This is a genomic window from Bacteroidota bacterium, from assembly GCA_026391695.1.
Lineage (GTDB): Bacteria > Bacteroidota > Bacteroidia > Bacteroidales > JAGONC01 > JAPLDP01.
The window spans coordinates 36,989-60,009 of sequence record JAPLDP010000066.1; the positions used below are offsets into that span (position 1 = coordinate 36,989).

The 23,021-nt window shown below is 39.8% G+C and carries 20 protein-coding genes and 1 tRNA gene; 13 read left to right on the forward strand and 8 right to left on the reverse strand.

Annotated elements, in window-relative coordinates; all coding sequences use genetic code 11:
* Nucleotides 1-3 precede the first annotated feature (3 nt).
* The 6 genes from NT175_08680 (at nt 4) to NT175_08705 (ending at nt 3,908) form a co-directional block, all read left to right on the forward strand.
* A complete protein-coding gene (locus NT175_08680; protein MCX6234784.1) occupies nt 4-594 on the forward strand; it encodes a hypothetical protein in 591 nt (196 codons plus the stop codon).
* Nucleotides 595-596: 2 nt separating this feature from the next.
* A complete protein-coding gene (locus NT175_08685) occupies nt 597-977 on the forward strand; it encodes a hypothetical protein (protein MCX6234785.1) in 381 nt (126 codons plus the stop codon).
* 439 nt (nt 978-1,416) lie between these two features.
* Nucleotides 1,417-1,884, forward strand: coding sequence for a hypothetical protein (locus NT175_08690; GenBank protein ID MCX6234786.1), 468 nt, complete (start codon nt 1,417-1,419; stop codon nt 1,882-1,884).
* 109 nt (nt 1,885-1,993) lie between these two features.
* Nucleotides 1,994-3,070, forward strand: coding sequence for a type I restriction enzyme HsdR N-terminal domain-containing protein (locus NT175_08695; protein ID MCX6234787.1), 1,077 nt, complete (start codon nt 1,994-1,996; stop codon nt 3,068-3,070).
* 66 nt (nt 3,071-3,136) lie between these two features.
* On the forward strand, nt 3,137-3,394 hold the full coding sequence (locus NT175_08700) for an SHOCT domain-containing protein (GenBank protein ID MCX6234788.1): 258 nt from the start codon (nt 3,137-3,139) through the stop codon (nt 3,392-3,394).
* 4 nt (nt 3,395-3,398) lie between these two features.
* Nucleotides 3,399-3,908, forward strand: coding sequence for a hypothetical protein (locus tag NT175_08705; protein MCX6234789.1), 510 nt, complete (start codon nt 3,399-3,401; stop codon nt 3,906-3,908).
* A 344-nt stretch (nt 3,909-4,252) separates the two neighbouring features.
* On the opposite strand, the gene NT175_08710 is transcribed toward NT175_08705, so the two are convergent.
* Nucleotides 4,253-4,324, reverse strand: a tRNA-Met gene (locus NT175_08710).
* Nucleotides 4,325-4,421: 97 nt separating this feature from the next.
* On the opposite strand from NT175_08710, the gene era reads away from it, so the two are divergent.
* From era to NT175_08725, 3 genes are read left to right on the forward strand one after another with little or no spacing between them, the layout of a single operon-like run.
* Complete coding sequence (era, locus tag NT175_08715) at nt 4,422-5,300, forward strand: GTPase Era (protein ID MCX6234790.1); 879 nt, start codon at nt 4,422-4,424, stop codon at nt 5,298-5,300.
* A 54-nt stretch (nt 5,301-5,354) separates the two neighbouring features.
* Nucleotides 5,355-6,659 carry a ribosome biogenesis GTPase Der gene (gene der / locus NT175_08720; GenBank protein MCX6234791.1) on the forward strand — a complete coding sequence of 435 codons (1,305 nt, stop codon included), beginning with the start codon at nt 5,355-5,357 and terminating at the stop codon, nt 6,657-6,659.
* A gap of 24 nt (nt 6,660-6,683) precedes the next feature.
* Nucleotides 6,684-7,067 carry a S4 domain-containing protein gene (locus tag NT175_08725; GenBank protein ID MCX6234792.1) on the forward strand — a complete coding sequence of 128 codons (384 nt, stop codon included), beginning with the start codon at nt 6,684-6,686 and terminating at the stop codon, nt 7,065-7,067.
* A gap of 31 nt (nt 7,068-7,098) precedes the next feature.
* Here NT175_08725 and NT175_08730 read toward each other — a convergent pair whose 3' ends face one another.
* The 4 genes from NT175_08730 to mfd form a co-directional block, all read right to left on the reverse strand.
* Entirely contained in the window at nt 7,099-7,815 is a 717-nt protein-coding gene (locus NT175_08730) for a hypothetical protein (GenBank protein MCX6234793.1), read from the reverse strand.
* A gap of 36 nt (nt 7,816-7,851) precedes the next feature.
* Nucleotides 7,852-9,192: a dihydroorotase gene (locus NT175_08735; protein MCX6234794.1), complete on the reverse strand. Its 1,341-nt coding sequence runs from the start codon at nt 9,190-9,192 to the stop codon at nt 7,852-7,854.
* 1 nt (nt 9,193) lies between these two features.
* The gene (locus NT175_08740; GenBank protein MCX6234795.1) at nt 9,194-9,934 is read right to left on the reverse strand and encodes a polyprenol monophosphomannose synthase; all 741 of its coding nucleotides are present in this window, start codon (nt 9,932-9,934) and stop codon (nt 9,194-9,196) included.
* Nucleotides 9,935-10,013: 79 nt separating this feature from the next.
* A complete protein-coding gene (gene mfd, locus NT175_08745; GenBank protein MCX6234796.1) occupies nt 10,014-13,388 on the reverse strand; it encodes a transcription-repair coupling factor in 3,375 nt (1,124 codons plus the stop codon).
* 302 nt (nt 13,389-13,690) lie between these two features.
* Here mfd and NT175_08750 point away from each other — a divergent pair, with 302 nt between their 5' ends.
* Nucleotides 13,691-14,524, forward strand: a complete 834-nt coding sequence (locus tag NT175_08750) for a hypothetical protein (protein ID MCX6234797.1) — start codon at nt 13,691-13,693, stop codon at nt 14,522-14,524.
* A gap of 54 nt (nt 14,525-14,578) precedes the next feature.
* On the opposite strand, the gene NT175_08755 is transcribed toward NT175_08750, so the two are convergent.
* A complete protein-coding gene (locus NT175_08755) occupies nt 14,579-15,814 on the reverse strand; it encodes a 6-phosphofructokinase (GenBank protein MCX6234798.1) in 1,236 nt (411 codons plus the stop codon).
* Between the two features lie 207 nt (nt 15,815-16,021).
* Between NT175_08755 and NT175_08760 the strand changes: the two genes are divergently transcribed.
* Genes NT175_08760 through NT175_08770 form a run of 3 tightly spaced genes read left to right on the forward strand, consistent with a single transcriptional unit; the run spans nt 16,022 to nt 20,299 of the window.
* On the forward strand, nt 16,022-18,424 hold the full coding sequence (locus tag NT175_08760) for an efflux RND transporter permease subunit (GenBank protein ID MCX6234799.1): 2,403 nt from the start codon (nt 16,022-16,024) through the stop codon (nt 18,422-18,424).
* Between the two features lie 37 nt (nt 18,425-18,461).
* Entirely contained in the window at nt 18,462-19,322 is an 861-nt protein-coding gene (gene rfbA, locus NT175_08765; GenBank protein MCX6234800.1) for a glucose-1-phosphate thymidylyltransferase RfbA, read from the forward strand.
* 2 nt (nt 19,323-19,324) lie between these two features.
* The gene (locus tag NT175_08770) at nt 19,325-20,299 is read left to right on the forward strand and encodes a polyprenyl synthetase family protein (protein MCX6234801.1); all 975 of its coding nucleotides are present in this window, start codon (nt 19,325-19,327) and stop codon (nt 20,297-20,299) included.
* 1 nt (nt 20,300) lies between these two features.
* On the opposite strand, the gene NT175_08775 is transcribed toward NT175_08770, so the two are convergent.
* The gene (locus NT175_08775) at nt 20,301-22,262 is read right to left on the reverse strand and encodes an ABC-F family ATP-binding cassette domain-containing protein (protein ID MCX6234802.1); all 1,962 of its coding nucleotides are present in this window, start codon (nt 22,260-22,262) and stop codon (nt 20,301-20,303) included.
* Between the two features lie 114 nt (nt 22,263-22,376).
* A partial coding sequence (locus tag NT175_08780; protein ID MCX6234803.1) for a T9SS type A sorting domain-containing protein occupies nt 22,377-23,021 on the reverse strand: 645 nt, incomplete at its 5' end.

Below are 23,021 nucleotides of genomic sequence, written 5' to 3' on the forward strand. Positions count from 1 at the left end.
ACCATGCCAGCATTATTAATAAAAGAACGAGAACTTTTAAGTCCTACTTCGTATCTTACAGGTGCTTCATGCAATCGAAAACACTCATGTAATTATAAAATAAATAAAGAGTGGAGAAATACAGAGGAAATAGATGATTATATTCATTTATGGACAAAAAAGTCTGGCACTATCAAAGTAGCCATAACAAAAAAGACTTCTATTGAAGTTAAAACCATATTTCATGAATTGATAGAAAAAATTCAGAGTTCTAAATTCATCCTTGAATTAAAAGATAATTGGGATGATGAAGATAGTAAAGGGTATTCTGAAAAAACATATGTAAATGCAATTAATTTTTTTAAACGTTACGCACAATGGATTTGGGATGAAAGAGGCGTAATAATTGATACTCCCAATATTTTACCCAGTAATGAAGGAAGTATTGATCTTTTCTGGAGTAAAATGGAATACGATCTTCTAATCAACATACCCGCATACCCTAATAATGTTGCAAGATTTTATGGTGATAACAAAAAAGATTCCAAGATTGAAGGCGAATTCCCATTAAACTCTTACAACCAAGGCATCTTTTTATCACTTTTACAAAGTTAATCATGAATTCAGAACATAAGTACCTAATAGAGGAAATTCCAAATACTGATTTCCTCTATCAAAGAGTACATAAGAATCATAACATTAACGGTATCTTAGCTTTGGGATTGGTTTTTAAAAATCATGGCGCCGGTATGTCAACGGATTGGTCTAAATACTCAACACCAGAATTAACCAAGAAAAGAGCTGCATACTATTATAAAAACCCAGAGAACTATGGAGTAATAAATATGAAAGTAGAGGATGTTCGAAGTATTGAAAGTCAGGTTGTTAAGCATACACCCATTAATGAAAATCAATCTCACACCGATGTTATTGGAAAAAAATCTCCAAAAGAACAAGTCCTATTCAATAGAATATATTCTTGGTCTATAAAGCCGTAATTATAATAGAATAATTCAAATCCATTTCATTATCTAGTTGATCCTTCTCGGGAGAGCTTGACAACAAAACCCTTTGCTCACTACGTTCGCTTTGTCTTTTTCTTTTTCCCTTCATCCTAGCAAGCAAGCTTGCAGTTTTGTGAAAAAAGAAAAAGCCATTACAGGAGCAAAAAAATCAGAGTCATGCAGAGAATAGAGAGATTAGAGGCCAGAGAACACTATTATGAAAGGATGAGATGGATGATCCTTCCAAAATCAATCCAAGAAGCATTAAGGTAGTATCAATAGTCACATTCATTACAGATGAGGTGGTCAGATTGTATTTTGGTGATTGATTTATCTTTCAGATATGCAATTAATATTAGATTATTTGCCTTTTCTATCTATAATTTGTAACTTCACGTCATTAAATTTAAAAATCTAATTATTGGAGGTAATTATGAATCACAAAGTGTTATCCCTATGTAGTTTAGTTTTTTTAGCTATAATACTTTCTTGTTGTTCATCAGAAGAAAAAAAGGCAAGGATAGCTGCGAACAGAGCAGCGTCGGATAGTATATTTAAGGTTTATAGGGCGAAGGAGGACTCGATTCGTATAGCCAAGGAAGCCCGTTACAGACCGTTGCCCGGGCCACCATCGAAGGCTTGGGTCGGCAGAACAATTAAGGTAGATTTTGGGCTAAATGGATGGGGTCGAGGTTTAGCAGGTTTAGTAGTTGAAGTAAAACTAATAGGAATTGATGATACTGAATACTTGGCCACTCATGACAACGGTGATAAAATATTTTTAACTGAAAAACCTTTTGGAAAGCTTACTGAATCACAGACTAATGAGTTGTGGTTTGCTTGGTTTGATTTTAATAATAGGCCACATTTAGAAGGGTGGAAGGAGGTAGTAAGCAATTAGCAAGACCATAATAAAAATGACTGGAATTTTTCAGTTTTAGTTTTTAATGTTACTATATTGTCCATGCAAATCTATTTCATTAACTTTGGGATAATAAATAAATAATACTATGGACTTTAAGGATCAAATAAAAATTCTGCAAGACAGAGTAATTAAGTTAAAAGACCAGCTTACAACTGAGGAAGCAACTAAGCAGACATTAGTACTGCCTTTCATTCAAACTCTGGGTTATGATGTTTTTAATCCTACAGAGGTAGTACCGGAATTTACCGCAGATGTTGGATTTAAGAAAGGAGAAAAGGTTGATTATGCAATACTTCTAAACAATCGACCCATAATTCTAATAGAGTGTAAAACGGTTACCGATAAACTTGAAAGCCATGACACTCAATTAATTAGATATTTTCAAACTACAAAGGCGAAATTTGCAATTCTGACAAATGGTATAAATTATAAATTTTATACTGACTTAGTGGAGGTGAATAAATTAGATGAAAAACCTTTCCTTGAAGTTGATTTTTTAAACTTAAAAGATCAAACGGTAGCGGAGTTGAAAAAATTTAGCAAACCATACTTCAATATTGATGAAATATTTAATAGTGCAAGCGAACTCAAATATAGTAACGAAATTAAAAATATTCTTTCAGAGGAATTTAAAATCCCATCTTCTGGTTTTGTTAAATATTTTACCAGTAGAGTTTATGATGGAACTAAGACTGAAAAGATATTAAGTCAATTTACTGAAATAATAAAAAAAACTTTAGGACAATGGTTGAGTGACCAAATCAATGAAAGGCTAAAATCTGTAATGGAGAAGGAGACTCAAGAAGAAACTCCCCCTGTACCAATTGTTGAGGGTGGAGACAAAGGAGAATTAGATAAGAAAAAGGAAATTATTACAACTCAAGAAGAATTGGAAGGCTTTTATATAGTAAAATCTATTCTACGACAAAAAGTTACAGCAGACAGGGTTTCTTATAAAGATACACTTAATTATTTTGCCATAAACATATTATCAAATAATATTAAAAAACCTATTTGCAGGTTAAGGTTTAGTCCTACAAAAAAATATATCACACTTTTTGATGAAAAACGGAATGAGATTAAATATGAAATAAAGAATCTTGATGAAATATTTAATTTCAGCGATCAATTGTTGAAGAGCCTTGAGGATTATTTGAAATAAATATTATTTCACCATAGGATTTAAACAGCCTATACATCTATTTAATAATTATTAAACTTTAAAAAAATGATTTGGATATTATTAGTGATTGTGTTAATTGTAATTATTGTGCTTGCAAGCCGCAGCAGCAAAAACAAAAAATTAGATGAGCAAATAAAAAGGCTTGATATTGAAAAGAAGAAACAAGAAATTAATAATCCAACAAGTCCTGATCCTGCTAAAGTCAGTATTGCAGATGAAATTGAAAAATTAAGAAAATTAAAAGATAATGGTACAATTACAGAAAGGGAATTTGAGGAGCAAAAAAGAAAAATATTATCATGAAACCATGAGAAAAAATGTATTTATTATTATGCTGTTCTGCTTTCCTGTATTTTCTTTTTCGCAGACAACTGACACTTTAATTCAAAAAGCCGAAAGCATTAATTGTGACGGTGTGACTAAAACCGTAGATGAGTTTACTGGAGAGAAAACTTTTGAATTCCACATTGATGCAGATGATGGTAGCATTGTGAGTTTTTCAAAGATTATTAATAAAGGTGTAACTGCATATTATTTGAGCATTTGGATAAAAGAATCAGGTATATACACTGGTACTGGCGTAAACTTAATATTAAAAAATGGGAAAAAAATAAATAAGCCAAATGAGAAAGTAGATTATAGTTATGCTGGTAGTAGTTTTTATACAACCACATTTATTAGATTAACAAGTGCTGACATTGCATTACTAAAGCAAAGTGGTATAGAAAAATATAAATTATATATATCAACAGGGCAAATATCAGATAAATCAGATATTTCTAAAGATCTTTTTAACTGCCTATTAAAAGCAAAGTAAAAAAATAATTAGCACATAGATGTTGCTATTATCTACAAATGTTTTGTTAAACTAAAAGAACTCAATGTTATTAAAGTATAACTCTTAAGGTAAAAAAGCATTCATTGTTACTATTTTGTTACCCATAAAAAGCAAAAGCCCTGCAAATACAGGGCTTTTATCGTTTATTGAGTAGCGGGGATAGGATTAACTTCGTTGATCCTCACTGGGAGGGCTTAACAACGGAACACCTGCTCACTGCGTTCGCATGATGTTATTCTTTTTCTTTCGCCACTTTGCAAACAAGTTTGCAGTGGCTTCAGAAAAAGAAAAACCCTTGAAGCGTTGCTTCAAGGGTTCCGTTGTAGCGGGGATAGGATTCGAACCTATGACCTTTGGGTTATGAGCCCAACGAGCTACCTCTGCTCCACCCCGCAATATCGTTTATTATATTACCTTTACCAATAATTGATAGTGTGCAAAATTACATTTTATTTGCTTTATGCGCAAGATATAATTTTATAAAAAAGGAAAATGGCCCATAAATCCGGTTTTGTAAATATTCTTGGCAATCCGAATGTCGGTAAATCGACCCTCATGAATGCTCTTGTAGGTGAGAAACTGTCAATTATCACCTCAAAAGCGCAGACGACGCGACACCGCATCATGGGCATAGTTAATGGCGAGGATTTCCAACTGGTCTATTCCGATACGCCGGGTATTATCACGCCGCATTACAAATTGCAGGAATCAATGATGAAAGCCATAGATATGGCACTTGTGGATGCCGATGTTTTCCTTTATGTAACCGATGTCATGGATGAAAATCCTCACCAGGAGATCATCGACAGGCTTGCTGAATCCAGGATTCCGGTAGTACTGGTTATCAATAAAATAGATCTTTCAAACCAGGAAGCTGTCAACAAAAAAATCCTTTTCTGGCAGCAGGTTTTTCCTGATGCCGACATCGTGGCTATTTCTGCCTTGCTCGGTTTTAATCTGGAAACCGTTCTTTCCATGCTACTTGACAAATTACCCGAGAGTCCCCCCTATTTCCCAAAAGATGAGCTGACTGATAAAACACTCCGCTTCTTCACATCAGAGATCATCAGGGAAAAAATATTGCTGAATTATCAAAAAGAGGTACCTTACAGTGCAGAAGTCACCATTGAAGCTTATGAGGAAACGGAAAAGATGGTCCATATCATGGCCACTATCCATATATCAAGGGAATCTCAGAAAGGAATCATACTTGGTCATCAGGGAAAAGCTATCAAGAAAACCGGTACGGAAGCACGCAGGGACATCGAGGATTTCATCGGTAAAAAAGTCTATCTCGAATTGCTTGTAAAAGTTACCAAAGATTGGCGGGAGAATGCCTTGCAGCTGAAAAGATTCGGTTACGAAATCTGAACTCATTCATATAATTACGAAGTACTTAATTTCACCATATAATTAACACTATCAGTGGGTAATATTTTAGCGATAGTAGGCAGACCGAATGTTGGTAAATCAACATTTTTCAATCGTCTGACAGGTTCCAGGCAGGCCATTGTCGATCCATCAAGTGGCGTCACACGCGATCGTCATTATGGCAAATCAGACTGGAATGGAATCGATTTTTCTGTCATTGATACAGGTGGATATGTAATCGGGTCGGAGGATGTATTTGAAATAGAAATAAGAAAACAGGTTGAAGTCGCTATCGAAGAAGCTGACTGCATCGTTTTCATGGTTGATGTAAAGGATGGATTGCAAGGCATGGATGAGGATGTGGCAGATCTTTTAAGAAGATCAATGAAAAAAGTCTTTTTGGTGGTCAATAAAGTTGACAATACTGAACGGCTTAACGATATCAATGAATTTTACAAGCTGGGATTGGGGCAGATATATGCCTTGTCGTCTATCAACGGGAGTGGCACCGGTGAACTGCTGGATGATGTGGTAAAGGAATTTATAAAGACACAGGAAGACGAAACAAGCGACCTGCCCAGATATGCTGTTATCGGCAGGCCGAATGTGGGTAAGTCCTCCCTTATTAATACCCTTATCGGTGAGGAACGTAACATCGTCACACCAGTTGCCGGTACTACCAGAGATTCCATCAATATCCGTTACCACAGCTTTGGATTTCATTTTACACTCGTCGACACTGCCGGTCTGAGAAAAAAGACAAAGGTTCATGAGGATGTGGAATTTTTTTCGGTTTTACGTTCCATACGTTCCATTGAGAGCAGCGATGTCTGCATTCTCATGATGGATGCCACCCAGGGATTCGAAAGCCAGGATCTGAATATCTTCCGCCTTGTGGAAAAGAATAATAAAGGTGTTGTAATTGTTGTAAATAAATGGGACCTCATCGAGAAAGACACTCATTCGACCAAACTGTTCGAGCAGCAAATACGCGAGGCTATTGCACCGTTTACGGATGTGCCAATAGTCTTCACTTCCGTGCCAAATAAACAGCGTATCTTCAAAACCCTGGAATTATGTCATCAGGTCTTTAAAAACAGGGAAAGAAAAATTTCCACATCGCTACTCAATGAAAAAATGCTACCCATCATTCTAAACAGTCCTCCTCCGGCTACCAAGGGTAAATATGTAAAGATCAAATACATCACACAACTGAAGACCAAATATCCTTCATTTGTGTTTTTCTGTAATCTTCCGCAATATGTCAGGGAACCTTATAAACGGTTCCTGGAAAATAAAATAAGGGAACATTTCACCTTTACCGGTGTACCTATCCAGATCTATTGCAGGCAAAAATAACATAAAAAGTCAATTTTACCCTCATTGAAAGAAATTGTCAGAATAGATAAATGGCTTTGGGCAGTCAGGATATTCAAGACGCGGAATCAGGCAGGTGAAGCGTGCCGAGCGGGAAAGGTTAAGATAAACGGGCAACCTGTCAAACCTTCACACGATGTTAAGGTCAACGAAGTCATTGTCATACAACTGGGGCCTCTTACCAAAACCATCCTTGTTAGAGGAATAATAAAAAACCGTGTTTCGGCAAAACTTGCTGTTGAGAATGCCGTAGACCAGACACCGGAAGCTGAGTATGAAAGGATAAAACTAAAGAAGGAAATGAACTATGAGAACAGGGATATAGGTTCCGGACGTCCGACAAAGAAAGAGCGAAGAGACATCGTCAAACTGAAAAAGTATAAGATCTGATCTGGAGATTCACTGGTTTTCTATTGAATTGTCATTTACGCTCATAATTTACCTCGCGTAATAATTTACCTTTCTCATTCCAGAACTTCCAAGGGCCGACTTTTTCACCAAGAAAGTATTTCCCTTCATAGTACTTTTGTCCATTTTGGTACCACACAGTGTGAATACCATCAGCGACATCATATTTGAATTCACCTTCGCTCCATTTGGAGCCGTCGTTAAACCAGGCGGTCCATAGCCCAAATTTTTTGTTATCTTTTGCAGAACCGGCTGATTTGATACTATGGTTAGGATAAAAATCGATCTGACCGGAGAGTTCGACACCTTTTTGTGTTGATTTCAAAAATTTTATTGTTTCCGGAAATCCATCGCCTGTCTCTTTCAGTTCATAATCCCCGGCAACGAGTAGTTTACCATCAAATCCCCAGATATTCCAGTCACCAATGCGTTTACCTTTCTCGAACCTGGCCTCGCACAACTTCTGTCCTTTCTCGTACCAGAAGGTCCAGAGGCCATTATAAAGACTATCGTCCACAAACTCACCCTGAAGGCGAGGATTTTTATTCTGATAATAAGATATTTCTTTTATGAGGATACTGTCATTCCCGTCAATTTTATAATAGGAATCGCGTTTAAGGGTCCCGTCTGCATAGGATTCAACTACTTTTTTAACATTCCTGCCAGCACAGCTCAATAATATGATTGCTATGGCAGAAAAAAGTACTGCTTTTGTTCTCTTGCGAAACATATCCGGTATTTATATAAGTTCAATTATGTGAGATAATTATCTGGAAAAAAGAAGCCTTTCACCTTTTAATGACTCATCAAATCTGCCATCACAATAAACCAGGTGTCCATTTACAAAAGTATGGGTGATCATTGAATGAAACCGGGTCCCCTCAAGTGGCGACCAGCCGCATTTATAGAGAAGGTTGCCATGATCGATAGTCCATTCACAATTTGTATCAATAACCGTCAGGTCAGCCTTATATCCTTCCCGGATAAAACCCCTATCCCTAATAGTGAAACAGACAGCAGGGCGATGACACATCATATCAACAATTCTTTCAAGGGAAATCCTGCCCTGATGATGAAATTCAAGCATAACTATCAAGGCATGCTGAATAAAGGGCGCACCAGAGGGAGCCTGAAGATAGGGACGATTTTTTTCTTCCAGGGTATGTGGGGAATGATCTGTTGCGATGACATCCAAAGAGTTATCAAAAAGACCCTGGAATAATGCTCTTCTATCATCTTCTGATTTAATGGCCGGATTCCACTTTATCCGGTTGCCATACTCGCGGTAATTTCTGTCGGAAAACCAGAGATAATGCACGCACACTTCAGAGGTGATCATTTTCTGATCCAATGGAATATCCTTGTCGAGTAATTGAAGTTCCTTTTCTGTTGACAGATGTAAAATATGCAGCCGGGTATTATATTCCCGTGCCAAACTTACTGCCAATAAACTGGCCTGATAACAGCATTCGGCGTTCCGGATGAGGGGATGCATGTCAGGACTCAGTGCATCGTTGTATTTTTCTTTAAAAAAACGCAAATTTTCACTGATAATCCGGTCATCTTCAGCATGCACTGCAATTAGCAGAGGCGACCGGGAAAAAATCATTTCAAGGGTATGCTGATCATCCAGCAACAAATTACCGGTAGAAGATCCAATAAATACCTTTATGCCACATACTTTTAATGGATCGGTACGGAGCACATCATCGAGATTATCATTCGACGATCCCATATAAAATGAATAATTGGCCAAAGATTTTTGCGACGCAAGAGTATATTTTTCTTCCAGTATATTCTGTGTAAGAACCGGTGGAAGGGTGTTGGGCATATCCATGAAGGATGTCACCCCACCTGCCACTGCTGCCCTGCTCTCGCTCAGCAAATCAGCCTTATAGGTCAATCCCGGTTCCCTGAAATGAACATGATCATCAATCACCCCGGGCAATATCAATTTTCCGCTTAAGTCAATAATATCAGCCATGCCAGACGCCGGCCGGCCACCTCTGATGACTTCATAAATATAGCCATCCTTAATGATAAGATCACCTGTAAAGATTTCACCCTCATTGACTATTTGTGCGTTGGCAAGATGGTAATTCTTCATTTTACTTCTTCAAATGACGTTTTTTGATATTTATAAGCCGCAGGCTGATGACGCCAAAAATTGCCTCCTTGAATATACCGGAACTCATTTTGGATGTACCCTGGGTACGGTCGGTGAAGATAATAGGTACTTCCTTCAATGTAAATCCTAACTTCCAGGCGGTATATTTCATTTCGATCTGGAAGGCATAGCCGACGAATTGTATTTTATCGAGGTTAATAGTTTCCAATACGCGTTGTGTGTAACATTTAAAACCGGCAGTAGTATCGCGCACTTTCATACGTGTAATCAGGCGTACGTAAGCCGATGCATAATATGACATGAGCACACGTCCCATTGGCCAGTTCACTACATTAACGCCATTAATATATCTGGACCCAATGGCCAGGTCGGCACCTTCAATGGCACAGGCATTGTATAACCTGACTAGATCATCGGGATTATGCGAGAAATCAGCATCCATTTCAAAAATAAAGGCATAACCTCTCTTCAACGCCCACTTAAAACCATGAATATAGGCTGTTCCAAGCCCCAGCTTTCCCTTGCGCTCTTCTATAAAAAGGCGACCGGTAAATTCGTTCATCAGCTGCCTGACAATTCCGGCCGTTCCATCGGGTGAATTATCTTCGACAATCAGGATATCAAAATCTTTTTGAAGGGAAAAAACCTTGCGGATAATGTTTGCAATATTTTCCTTTTCGTTATAGGTAGGTATGATTACTATACTATCTGCCACGTTTATTTGAGTTTGTGTTAACGAAATTAGATTTTTGTTAGCGAGAAAAAAAATAATTTAAGACTTTTTAAGAATTATTTTGGATTCAGGCTTCTGATACCAGTGCGGTTAAAGCACTGTTTGCAGCATTGACAGCCGAAATATTGCTGAAAAGAATCGTCAGTTTATTATTTTTTTCCTGCAGCCGGCAATTAACAGGATTTTGTTGCAGGAATTTAATAATGTCAGTGAATGTTGTTGTCTGATAATACGCTGATTCCTGGTTGGTGACAAAGTAGCCGATCATTTGGTTGGATTTTAACACGATCTTTTCCAGTCCGATACCTTTAGCAAACCATCTCAGCCTGATAGTGTTAATCAGGTCATCAATCTGATGGGGAATTGGTCCGAAACGATCAATAAGCCTGGATTGGAAATTCATCAATTCTTTTTCTGTTTCAATATTATCCAATTCCTTATAGAGGTTCAGCCGTTCTGACATATTGCTGACATAATCGTCCGGTATCAGTATCTCGAGATCGGTTTCGACCACACAATCTCTGACAAATTCAGTGGGGGTTTCACTCTTATAGAGGTCTTTGAAATCACTTTCTTTCAATTCCCGGATAGCCTCATCAAGGATTTTCTGATACATTTCAAATCCAATTTCGGAAATAAATCCGCTTTGTTCGGCGCCGAGTATGTTACCGGCACCCCTGATATCAAGGTCGCGCATAGCGATCTGAAAACCGCTTCCCAAGTCGGAGAATTCTTCAATAGCCTTTAAACGCTTTCTCGCTTCCGGTGTCAGAACTGATAAAGGCGGAGCGAGCAAATAGCAAAAGGCCTTTTTATTCGACCGTCCGACCCTGCCCCTGAGCTGATGAAGTTCGCTCAGGCCATAATTATGTGCGTCATTAATAATGATTGTATTCACATTGGGAATATCAAGTCCCGATTCGATAATTGTAGTTGCGACCAGAACATCATAATATCCTTCGATGAAGTCGAGCATAGTTTGTTCCAGCTCGTGGCCTTTCATTTGACCGTGACCGATGGCAACTCTGATTCCAGGCATAAGCCGGTCGATAATTCTGGCGACATCCAAAATGTTCTGGACTCTGTTATGAACAAAATAGACCTGGCCACCCCTTGAGATCTCGTATCTGATCGCGTCGCGGATAATATCCTCATTGAAAGAATGCAATTCTGTCTGTATAGGAAATCTGTTAGGTGGTGGAGTATTGATGATGGATAAGTCGCGGGCACCCATCATCGAAAACTGCAAAGTGCGCGGTATGGGTGTAGCTGTCAGAGTCAAAGTGTCGACATTAACCTTAAGATGTTTTATTTTTTCCTTGGCTGCAACACCGAATTTCTGCTCTTCGTCAATGATCAGCAAACCTAGATCCTTGAATATAATATCCTTGCTGATAAGCCGATGTGTACCGATGAGGATATCCACTTTTCCATCAGCCAGATCTGTCATAGTCAGCTTTTGTTCTTTAGTACTTTTAAAGCGGTTGATATAATCCACCCGGCAGGGGAATTCTTTCAGTCTTTCTGAAAATGTATGATAATGTTGTAATGCCAGAATAGTTGTAGGCACCAGAACGGCGACCTGTTTGCTATCAGCCACCGCTTTAAAAGCGGACCTTATGGCTACTTCAGTTTTACCAAATCCGACATCGCCACAAATGAGCCTGTCCATCGGATTGTCCACTTCCATATCTTTTTTGACATCCAGTGTTGCCTTGATCTGATCAGGAGTATCTTCATAAATAAAAGAGGCTTCCAGTTCATTTTGAAGATAGGTATCCGGTGAAAACTGAAAACCGGGTGAGGATTTACGTTCAGCATATAAACGTATCAAGTCTTTAGCAATGTCTTTGACCTTTTTCTTAGTTCTGTTCTTGAGGTTTTCCCATGCATTTGAGCCCAAGCGATTCAAAGTTGGGATGGTTCCTTCTTTTCCAACGTATTTAGCTATTCGGTGAAGAGAGTGTATGCTGATATAAAGAAGGTCGTTATTGGCATATACCAGGCGAAGGGCTTCCTGCTGGCGGCCATTGTTATCAATCTTTTCCAATCCGTCAAAACGTCCTATACCGTGATCGATATGGGTTACATAGTCACCCGGTTTGAGATCATACATCTCCCTGAGGGTCAATGCCTCTTTGGTGCTAAAATGCTCTTTCAGATGAAAACGCTGGTAACGGTCAAATATCTGGTGGTCAGTATAACAGGCAATTTTAAGATCCTTATCGATGAAGCCTTCATGAAATTCCAGATTCAAGGGACTGAATTCAATCTTCGGTATTTCGGGGTGCCGCGCCTGAATATCCTCAAAAATCGCATAAATTCTTTCTAACTGCTTGGGATTACCGATGGTAATGATATTACTGATCTGATTTACCGAATTCCCGTTAAGGTCATGAATGAGTAATTCAAAATTTTTATTGAATGAAGGCTGAGGGACAATGTTATAGTCTATTATCAGGTTATGGATGGCATCGGGATGCTTTCCAGTTTCAATGATCGGGAACTCCAAGATTTGCCTTTTAATCTCTTCGCCAGGCATAAACAAAGAGTCCAAAGCCTTATGGTCAATTTTATCAAGTTCTGAACCGGCCAGGACTCTGCCGGCTTTTTCATATTCAGAATTAATCTTATCAATTGTAAAGTGAATGTCATCAAACCAAAGAATAGTCTGTGCATTAATAAATGAAAAAACCGATTCCCTTTCTTCATCACTGGTCCTGTCTTGGGTATTGGGAAGCAATGTTATGCGTGTCAGCTTCTCTGCTGATAGCTGGTTATCAGGATTAAAGGTACGAAGTGATTCGATCAGGTCGCCTGAAAACTCAATGCGGTAAGGGAGCTCATTTGAAAAGGAAAACACATCGATGATACCACCACGGACTGAAAACTGACCAGGGTCCACAACAAAATCGACCCGATCAAAATCATACTCTATAAGCAATTCTATAAAAAAATCGAGAGAAATCCTGTCGCCAATCTGAATTCTGAAGAGATTTTTATGAAACAGGTTTTTCTGAATCACCTTTTCGCATAAAGCTTCAGGATAAGTGACCACAATTGTTTTTCGGCCTTTATTCATAAAACGGGTCAAAACTTCAGTCCGGATAAGAACATTAGAGCTGTCAGGATTATCCATCTGATAATGTTTCTTATAACTTGACGGGAAAAACAGGACTCGTTTTTTATTCAGACTGGCAGTGGACTCACTGAAAATATTTTCGAGATCATTATAAAAATAGGCTGCAGCTTCTTTATCAGGAAGGATAAACAGATAACTGAAAGATGTTGCTTCATACAGGGACGTCGCGATAATAGCACGCTGTGAACCGATGATGCCCTTCAGCCAGATGCGTGCCTGACCAGACGCGATGAGATTCTGAATGATCTGGAATGTCCGGCTGTCCTGACTGTATAGCTTAATAAGCTCCTTTAAGTCCAAAGTATATGAATTTGGAAACCGGTTGTCACCGGATTCAACCAATTAGTCTGCAAATTTATCAATTACAGCGGAACTGAGCAATCCCTCACAAATCCTAAATGATGGGTATGAATCCAAGGCAAGCGTTGGACCCCTTTGCCGCGGCAAGGTGCATAGTTTGTAACCGATCCCGACTTGCTTCGCCGTCGGGATTAATTCGACTTGCAAATTTTTCTGCACTACGTTTGAAAAATTTGAGTCTCATTGATTAAACCAAATAGGATTAAATTTATCTTAATGCCATAATATTTAAACAAAAAAACATGAAAATCTTAAAATTCTTCAGTACAATTCTTTTATTCATTTTAGCCGGTACATTATATACCGGTTGTGAAAAGAATAATGATCAAAGTGATGATACCGATCTATCGGCTGCCAAAGATTATGCGCTGGCAGAAGGTATTTTTGAAGATATCCATACCATAGCTGATGAGGGATTATATGGTACTGACAAAGGATTCAAGTCGACCGAGGGGGATGGTATTCTTGGTCACTGCGCTACTGTGACGATTGATACGATGGCCTTTCCCCATGTCATGACCATTGACTTTGGCGATACAAATTGCCTGTGTAATGATGGCCGGTATCGCCGAGGGATTATAAATGTCAGTTTCACAGGCCGTTACCGTGAGCCAGGTACTGTCATTACCATCACAACAGATAATTATTTCGTTAATGACAACCAGGTCATCTGCACGAGGGTAATTGAAAATGAGGGCCGGAATGAAAGTGGTTTTCTGACATTTTCAATACATGTTGAAGGAAGCATCATTTTAGCAAACAATCAGGGTACGCTGAATTGGACGACATATAAAAACAAAAAATGGATTGAAGGAGAATTCACACCCAGATTAAGGGATGACGTCTACCTTATTACAGGGACAGCGACGGGGACCAGGCCATCCGGAATGATATTTACAAAAGCGATCATTAAGCCATTACGTAAAGAGCTATCGTGCAGATATTTTGTCAGTGGCACAGTGGAAATCATCCCTGAAGGAAGACCGACGCGGTTACTGGATTATGGCGACGGCATATGCGACGATCAGGCAACAGTGACCATCAAAGGGAGAACGTTCACGATTACATTGCATTAAAACAGATGGGATAAAAATGGAAGAGGGTGTCTCAAAAGCGAGGCACCCATTTTTTTATTCCGGAATGACTACAGGGAAATCATATTCAAAGTCGGTATGGACCGGATGCTTCAAAATATGAGATAAGAAATCAGAAAATGTTTCGGTGAATCTGAATGTGTTGACATCATAATATTCTTCAGGCAGTTCCCTGTTACCGATCTTACCCATATCAATAGAGCCTGTGTTGAATTCCTCAAGTTGCTCATAGGGAACAACTTTGCTCATCACGGGCATCTGACCATAATCTTCCCTGAGTAAAAGATCAACCACCTTATCAGCGAGGGTCATGGTCAGGCGGCGGTCATATTCCCTGCAATCACCGGAGCGGGCATAATATCCGGTGATCTGAGCACGGGCTTCAATTTTCAATTTATTATAAATTTCCGATGCGACAATGCCGCTTATCCCACCAAACCGGGGATGACCATATTCATCTACTTCTGAACTTGCATATACAAAATCCACTTGATCTTTCAGATCGTTGTACCATCTCACACCTTCAGCAACAGCGATGATGAGTGTCTTTTTAGGTGATTTCAGATAAGATTCCTTGACGGTTTCAAGGAAGAATTCCTTACGTTCCCTGGTCATTTGAAATTCCGGTACCAGTGCCAGGTCACAGCCACCAAAGACAGCGCTACCTGTTAACCAACCGGCGTCACGGCCCATTACCTCAAGAACGATGATCCGGGAATGCGATTCGGCTGTTGTTTTGATCCGGGCTGTAAATTCAGCAATAGCCGCTGCTGCGGAAGGAAATCCCGGACAAAGCACCGCCTCAATGGTTTTATCATTGAAATTATGCATAGTCCTGGTGCGAAGATCATTGTCGATAGTTTTAGGGAATCCTATTACGGGAATGCCTTCAGTTTCATACAATCGTTTGGCGGCACCATTTGTGTCATCACCTCCAATAGTCACCAGAACATCAATTTTATACCGCTCGAGGTTCTTTAAAATCTGGGGTACACGACTTTCAGGATTTTGTTTGGATGGAAAAGGATTGGTTCTGCTGGACCGCAGGGCTGTACCGCCGTACCATCCATTATAGGACTGGTGGCTCAGGTCCACAACATCACCATCTCCCAATAATCCTTTCCAGCCATGCCTGACGCCATAAACTTTAAAACCCAACAGAGAGGCCCTGTTTCGGATAGATTCAATACTCGAATTGATAGCCGGGGTATCACCGCCACCAGATAATATGGCCAGTGTCTTCCTGCTGAAAAGCTTTTCCTGCTTTTTCATATTTGAAATGATTATTCATGAGGTTGTACAAAAATAGAATTATTTTGGAAACTAACCATATAAGCAAGGCTCTTATTCTGTTTCATGCATTGAAGATCAATTACTTTCGCATAATACTTTTATTTTCCGCCGGAAAGTTATAACTTCGAATGCTTTTATTCTGGTTCTATTTATTCTGTCCTTTTTCAGACAGAGTTTTGTTTTTTTATGTGGACTTACCTGGTTAGATTCATCTTAAGGAACCGTTTGGTCAACATCATCATTATCCTGTTGATAACCGCCTTCATGGGATATAGGGCCCATGATGTTGAAATCACTTATGAATTGACCAGTATGCTCCCTTCAAGTGATTCAACCTACATCAAATACCAGCAGTTTAAAAAAACTTTTGGTGAAGACGGAGCAGTGCTGTTTATTGGGCTTAAAGATGAAGGGATTTTTGATCTGGATTGTTTCAATAGCATGTACGACCTTTCGAATGACATTAAAAATATAGATGGAGTCCAGGAGGTTCTATCACTTGGAAGGTTCTATAATCTGGTAAAAAATGATTCCACAAAGGCTTTTGACCTGAGACCTGTTGTATTGAGAAAACCCTCTTCGCAAGAGGAACTTGATAGCATAAAACAGGTTATCATTTCACTCCCTTTTTATGACGGTATCCTTTTCTGCAGGGAAACCCGTGCAACCCTTATTGCAGTGACTCTCGACAAGGACAAATTGAACTCCAAGAAAAGGATTTCGGTTGTCCATGAAATAAAAGCAAAAGCCGACAAATTCGGTACGACATATAACATAAAACTTCACTATTCAGGTCTGCCATATATCAGGACAATCAATGTACAGAAAGTTGAACGGGAATTAAAGCTTTTCATCCTGCTGGCTATGGTCATAGCTTCAGTCATCCTTTTTATCTTTTTCAGATCGTTCAAAGCCGTCATATTCCCTATGATTATCGTGATCATAAGCTTAATATGGGGCTTAGGGCTCATTTCTGTCATGGGATATAAGATTACTATACTGACAGGGATAATTCCACCCCTGATCATCGTTATCGGTGTTGAAAACTGTATTTTTCTGCTTAACAAGTTCCATCATGAATTCCGTGCACATCGGAATAAAGTGAAAGCTTTGTCCAGGGTTGTTCAGCGTGTGGGATATGCCTCATTATTGACTAACCTGGCAACAGCAGTGGGCTTTGCAACTTTTATCGTCACCGGCAATAAGATGTTAATGGAATTTGGTCTTATCTCTGCCATCAGTATTATGTTCACGTATCTGCTTTCGTTGTTTCTCATTCCCATTTTTTACAGTTACCTGGGAATCCCAAAACACCGTCATCTGAAACATCTTGAAAATAAAATAACCCTTGGCATTCTGGAAAAGATCATCTATCTTGTACAGTACAGGCGTCGAACCATCTATATCGCCACAGCCATATGCCTGGGCATCGGTATCGTTGGCATAACGCAGCTCAAAACCACAGGCCGACTGGTTGATGACATTGCACATAGAGATCCTTTGTACACTGACCTTGTTTTTTTTGAAAACGAGTTTCATGGTGTTCTACCGTATGAAATTTTAATTGACACACGCAAACCCAAAGGTGTATTACGTCTGCCGACACTTGAAAAAATATCACAGCTCCAGGACACCCTTTCGGGCTATCCGGAATTTTCCAAGTCGCTTTCCATTGCCGATGTTGCCAAATTTGCAAAACAGGCTTTTTATAACGGAAATGTCAATTTCTACAGTTTACCGAATAGCCAGGAAAAGAATTTTATTTTATCCTACTTACCCCGTTTTACTGATAACCGGAAAAACTTTTTTAATTCCTTTGTCGATACCAGCTTCCGTGTGACGCGTGTCAGCGTTCAGATGGCAAATCTTGGCACATATGATATTCAGCGTATCAATGAGAACCTCCGGCCTAAAATCGAAAGCATCTTCCCATCCGACAAATACAATGTGGAGGTTACTGGTGCGAGCATAGTTTTTTTCAAAGGCTCTGAATATCTTGTCCGTCATCTCCTGACGAGTCTTCTGCTCGCCATTGCTGTCATTGCAGGCCTGATGGCCTTCCTTTTTACATCTTATAAGATGGTAGGAATCTCCCTCATTACCAATCTCATTCCACAGATTCTCACGGCTGCACTGATGGGTTTCCTTGGTGTTACGATAAAACCATCAACAGTAGTGATTTTCAGCATCGCACTTGGAATAAGCGTCGACAATACCATTCAGTATTTATCGCGATACCGCGCCGATCTGAGAAGAAATCACTGGAACATTAAATCATCGGTCATTTCTTCACTCAGGGAAACCGGATTCAGCATGATTTATTCGTCGAGTGTACTATTCCTGGGTTTTGCCATATTTATCCTCTCCAGCATTGGTGGTACACAGGCATTAGGTTACCTTGTTTCAGTAACCCTGTTTATTGCTCTCCTCTCCAATTTATTTGTTTTGCCCTCCATGATACTTACTCTTGACTGGCACATCACGACTAAGGCATTTAAAGAACCTCTGATTGAAATGCAGGATGAAGAAGAAGATATTGAGCTCACTGATTTGGAGATAAAAGAACCGGACACCAGGGGTTCAGCATGATTCCCTGAAAAATATTAATTTTATAAAAAAATTCACAATGAAAGGAATAGTTCTGGCCGGAGGCTCAGGTACACGTTTATACCCGATAACGCTTGCTGTAAGCAAGCAGTTGATGCCTATATATGATAAACCGATGATATACTATCCCCTATCAGTTTTAATGATGGCGGGTATACGTGACATTCTGATCATATCCACTCCCTATGATCTGCCTCATTTCAAAAAGCTGATGGGTGACGGATCTTCGATAGGATGTTCATTCAGTTATGCCGAACAGGCCATACCCAACGGAATAGCCCAGGCTTTCGTCATAGGTGAATCATTCATCGGAAAAGATAAAGCAGCGCTCATACTGGGCGACAATATATTTTATGGTACAGGTCTACAGCAGGTCCTGTTTGAAAATAATGATCCTGACGGAGGTGTTGTATTTGCTTATCACGTTTCAGATCCTGAACGTTATGGTGTGGTTGAATTTGATGAGAAGAATAATGCCATATCCATTGAAGAAAAACCACAGCATCCGAAATCCAATTATGCTGTTCCGGGATTATATTTTTATGACAACTCCGTTATCAGGGTTGTAAAGGGGCTAAAACCCAGTGCCCGTGGAGAATATGAAATTACTGATGTCAACAGGTGTTTTCTGGAGGCAAAAAAACTTAAAGTGGGCATTCTGAGTCGTGGCACAGCCTGGCTGGATACGGGAACATTCACGTCACTGCTACAGGCGGCGCAATTCGTTCAGGTCATTGAAGACCGGCAGGGGCTTAAAATTGGCTGCATTGAAGAGGTGGCCTACCGGATGGGATTTATCAACAGGAAACAACTGGTCAGTGTAGCCGAACCTCTGATAAAAAGCGGCTATGGCCAGTATCTTATGGATTTAACTGATTAGTCATGTACTCCATCCAATACTTGCATGAACGGTTCAATACAGCTCTGGCCGAACAAACATTTGATTTTGAGCCAAATGAACTCTATGAACCGATCAAATATACTCTTGCCTTAGGCGGAAAACGGTTTCGGCCTGTTTTGATGCTCATGGGTTGTGACCTTTTCGGTGGTGACATCGAAAAAGTCATTAATCCTGCTATAGGCCTGGAGGTTTTCCATAATTTCACTCTCCTGCATGATGATATCATGGACAATGCACCAATCCGGAGAGGAAAACCTTCAGTGTATAAAAAATGGAATACCAACATCGCTATCCTGTCGGGCGATACTATGTTTGCTGTCGCATACAGTTATGTTGCTGAAACCGAAAAAAAATTCTTGCCCGATGTACTTAAAGTATTTACCAGAACAGCCAAAGAGGTTTGCGAAGGACAACAATATGATCTGAACTATGAATCACAGGAAAAGGTTCCCATAAAGGACTATATGCGTATGATACGGCTGAAAACAGCTGTACTGTTTGGTGCAAGCCTGAAGATAGGGTCAATTATCGCCGGTGCCTGTGAAAAGGATACTGAAAACTTATATACTTTTGGAGAAAACCTGGGTATCGCTTTTCAGTTAAAGGACGACCTTCTGGATATATACGGAGACGAATCCAAATTCGGTAAAATATCAGGCGGAGACATACTGGATAACAAAAAAACCTATCCCTACCTTAAAGCCTTAGAAATAGCTTCAGGTGATACACTCCTGTCACTTATAAAGTGTTTCAGTCATAATTCCTTTGACAATAAAACTAAAATTAAGTCTGTCAAAAAAATATACGACCAGCTAAAAATTAAAGACTTTACATTACAGGAGATGGAGGTCTATTATCAAAAAGCCATGGCTTTTTTTGATAAAATTGATGTTGATAATGAAAGAAAAAGAGAATTGTTGAATTTTGCCAAGAAAATCATGGATAGGGATTCCTGAATCATATTTCTGTTTTATGCTGATTTTCAATCTCTTCAATCTGCAGATTCAGTTCTTCCCATGATTTCATTTCCTCTTCCAGCCTCTGCTTCAGTAAGGCATACTTTTCAAATATTCCCTTCTGTTGCAATTGTGTTGCATACTTTTCAGGACTTGAAAAATACTCATCAATAACTTTGATTTCCTTTTCGATTTTTTGTATTTCCGACTCACATTTGCTTATCCGATTGGCTAATTTCCGGTATTCTCTTTCGAATAACTTCTTCTGTTCATATTTGAGTTTATTTTCCGATAAACTCTCATTTTTTATTCGGGATTGCTCTTTAACATGAGAGGCTTCGAGAATCCTGAGCGAATCAATTTTTCTAGACTCCAGAAAATCATAAATATCTCCGAAATATTGTTTTATGGTGTGGTTCCGGAATTCAAAAACCTTATTGGTCAATCCCTGCAGAAAGTCTCTGTCATGCGACACAATGACCAGTGTCCCTTGAAACTGTAACAAGGCGTCCTTGAAGATATCCTTCGATTGCATATCCAGATGATTGGTAGGTTCATCGAGTATGAGCAGGTTAGCCGGTGACAATAACAGCCTGGCGATGGCCAGACGGGATTTCTCGCCACCTGACAGTGACTTCACCCATTTGTATATGGTATCACCGCCAAACAGGAAACTACCCAGAATATCTCTGACCTTTGAACGCATATCTCCCACTGCCACCTCATCGATCGTATCAAACACTGTTTTATTCTGATCGAGTAATTCAGCCTGGTTCTGGGCAAAATAACCAACCCTGATATTATGACCTAGTCTGGCATGGCCAGAATAATCAATGACACCGGCTATGATCTTCGACAGCGTAGACTTACCTTCACCATTCTTCCCTACAAATGCCACCTTCTCGTCCCTTGTGATGACAAAATCCAGTGCATTCAGAACAACAAGGTCGTCATATTTTTTTGTCAGGCTCCTGGCTTCAAAAACAACCTTTCCAGAGCGTTGTGCTGGAGGAAATACAAAATGAATCGATGATTTATCCACGACATCAATTTCGACAACCTCAATTTTCTCCAGTGTCTTAATCCTTGACTGTACCTGTTTAGATTTTGTATTTTTGTACCTGAACCGCTCTATAAAGCGTTCGATCTGAGCAATCTGCCGTTGCTGATTTGAATATGTGGCCAACTGTTTCTCTCTTTGCTGTTCACGAAGGATAACATAGCCGGAATAACTGGTTTTATAATCGTAAATTTTGCCCAGTGATATCTCGATGGTCCTTGTTGTAACATTATCCAGCAGAGCTCTGTCATGCGAAACAAGCACCACTGCTCCGGGGTAGTCAATAAGGAATTGCTCCAGCCACTGGATGGAGTCAATATCCAGGTGGTTTGTAGGCTCATCGAGTAAGAGGAGATCAGGTTTGCGGAGAAGTATCTTTGCCAGTTCCACCCTCATCTGCCATCCGCCGCTGAAAGTATTGAGAGGGCGTTTAAAATCATCATAGGTGAAGCCTAATCCCATGAGGACTTTTTCAGTATCGGCCTCTTTTGTTGAGCCTCCGATGATCCGGAAATGTTCCGTGGCCTGGATCAGTTTTTCAACCAGTGATGCATACCGGTGCGTTTCATGGTCCCTGATACCTACAATCTGATCAGAATAGTACCGAATTTTCTCTTCGAGTTCCAGAGCTTCTGAGAATGTGGAGAGAGCTTCGGTGAAAACAGGGTCAGTGCTGAAGATATTCATTTCCTGGGGCATATACCCCACGGTTTTACCTGATGGAATGACCACCTGGCCTGTTTCCGGTTCAATATCGCGTGTTATGATACGAATAAGAGTGGTTTTTCCGGCACCATTTTTCCCCACCAGGCCAATACGATCCCTACCGTTGATCAGAAAAGATACATCATTAAAAATGTACATTCCTGAAAAATGCATTGAAATATTATTTACCGAAAACATCCCTCTTTGCGTCCTTTACGGTTATCAGTTGATTCAATCACATATACCCTTCAAAAATAACAAAAAAAGGGGAATCCCTCAGGACTCCCCTTTTTCAATGATTCCGGTTAAGGATTATCTGGCAATGACTAACCGTTTGGTTATAATATTGCCATCTTCAGATGTAAATTCGATCATGTATGAGCCTGAGCTGAGCGTGGAGGTATTGAGCTGGAAGCTCTTTGCCTGACCGACATTCCGTTCAAGCACCACCTGTCCTACATAGTTGATAACCCTGAGTTCGCGGACATTGTCGCTCACTTCAACGTTGACATAATCCGTAGCAGGAACAGGGTAGACATTTATCTTGCCATTGGCAAGTTCATCTATACCTGTTGTGACTCCCACCTCATTGGAATGTCCTGATTCGCACAAGGTGTACTGAGCAGTTACATAATAGGTATATATGCCGATTGCAAGATCCATATCAGTATATTGTGTTTCCATAACCAGGCTGGTATTGATCTTAACCCCATCGCGGTAGACGTTGTAGCCAAGCAATGACATGCGATTAGTGCTCCGATCAACTGCAGTGGGTGACTGCCATGTAAGGTATACGTCAACCTCATTGAGGACTATGCCTTCCAGATTAAGTGGAGGCAAGCATGGTTCAGGTTCAAGTGCAAAGTCCTGGGTCGTAATCCCTTCAACCATCACGTCTTCAGCAACCTGTTCCAGATACCCTGCAGCTGATGCAGCCACTGTATAGGTTCCCTGAAT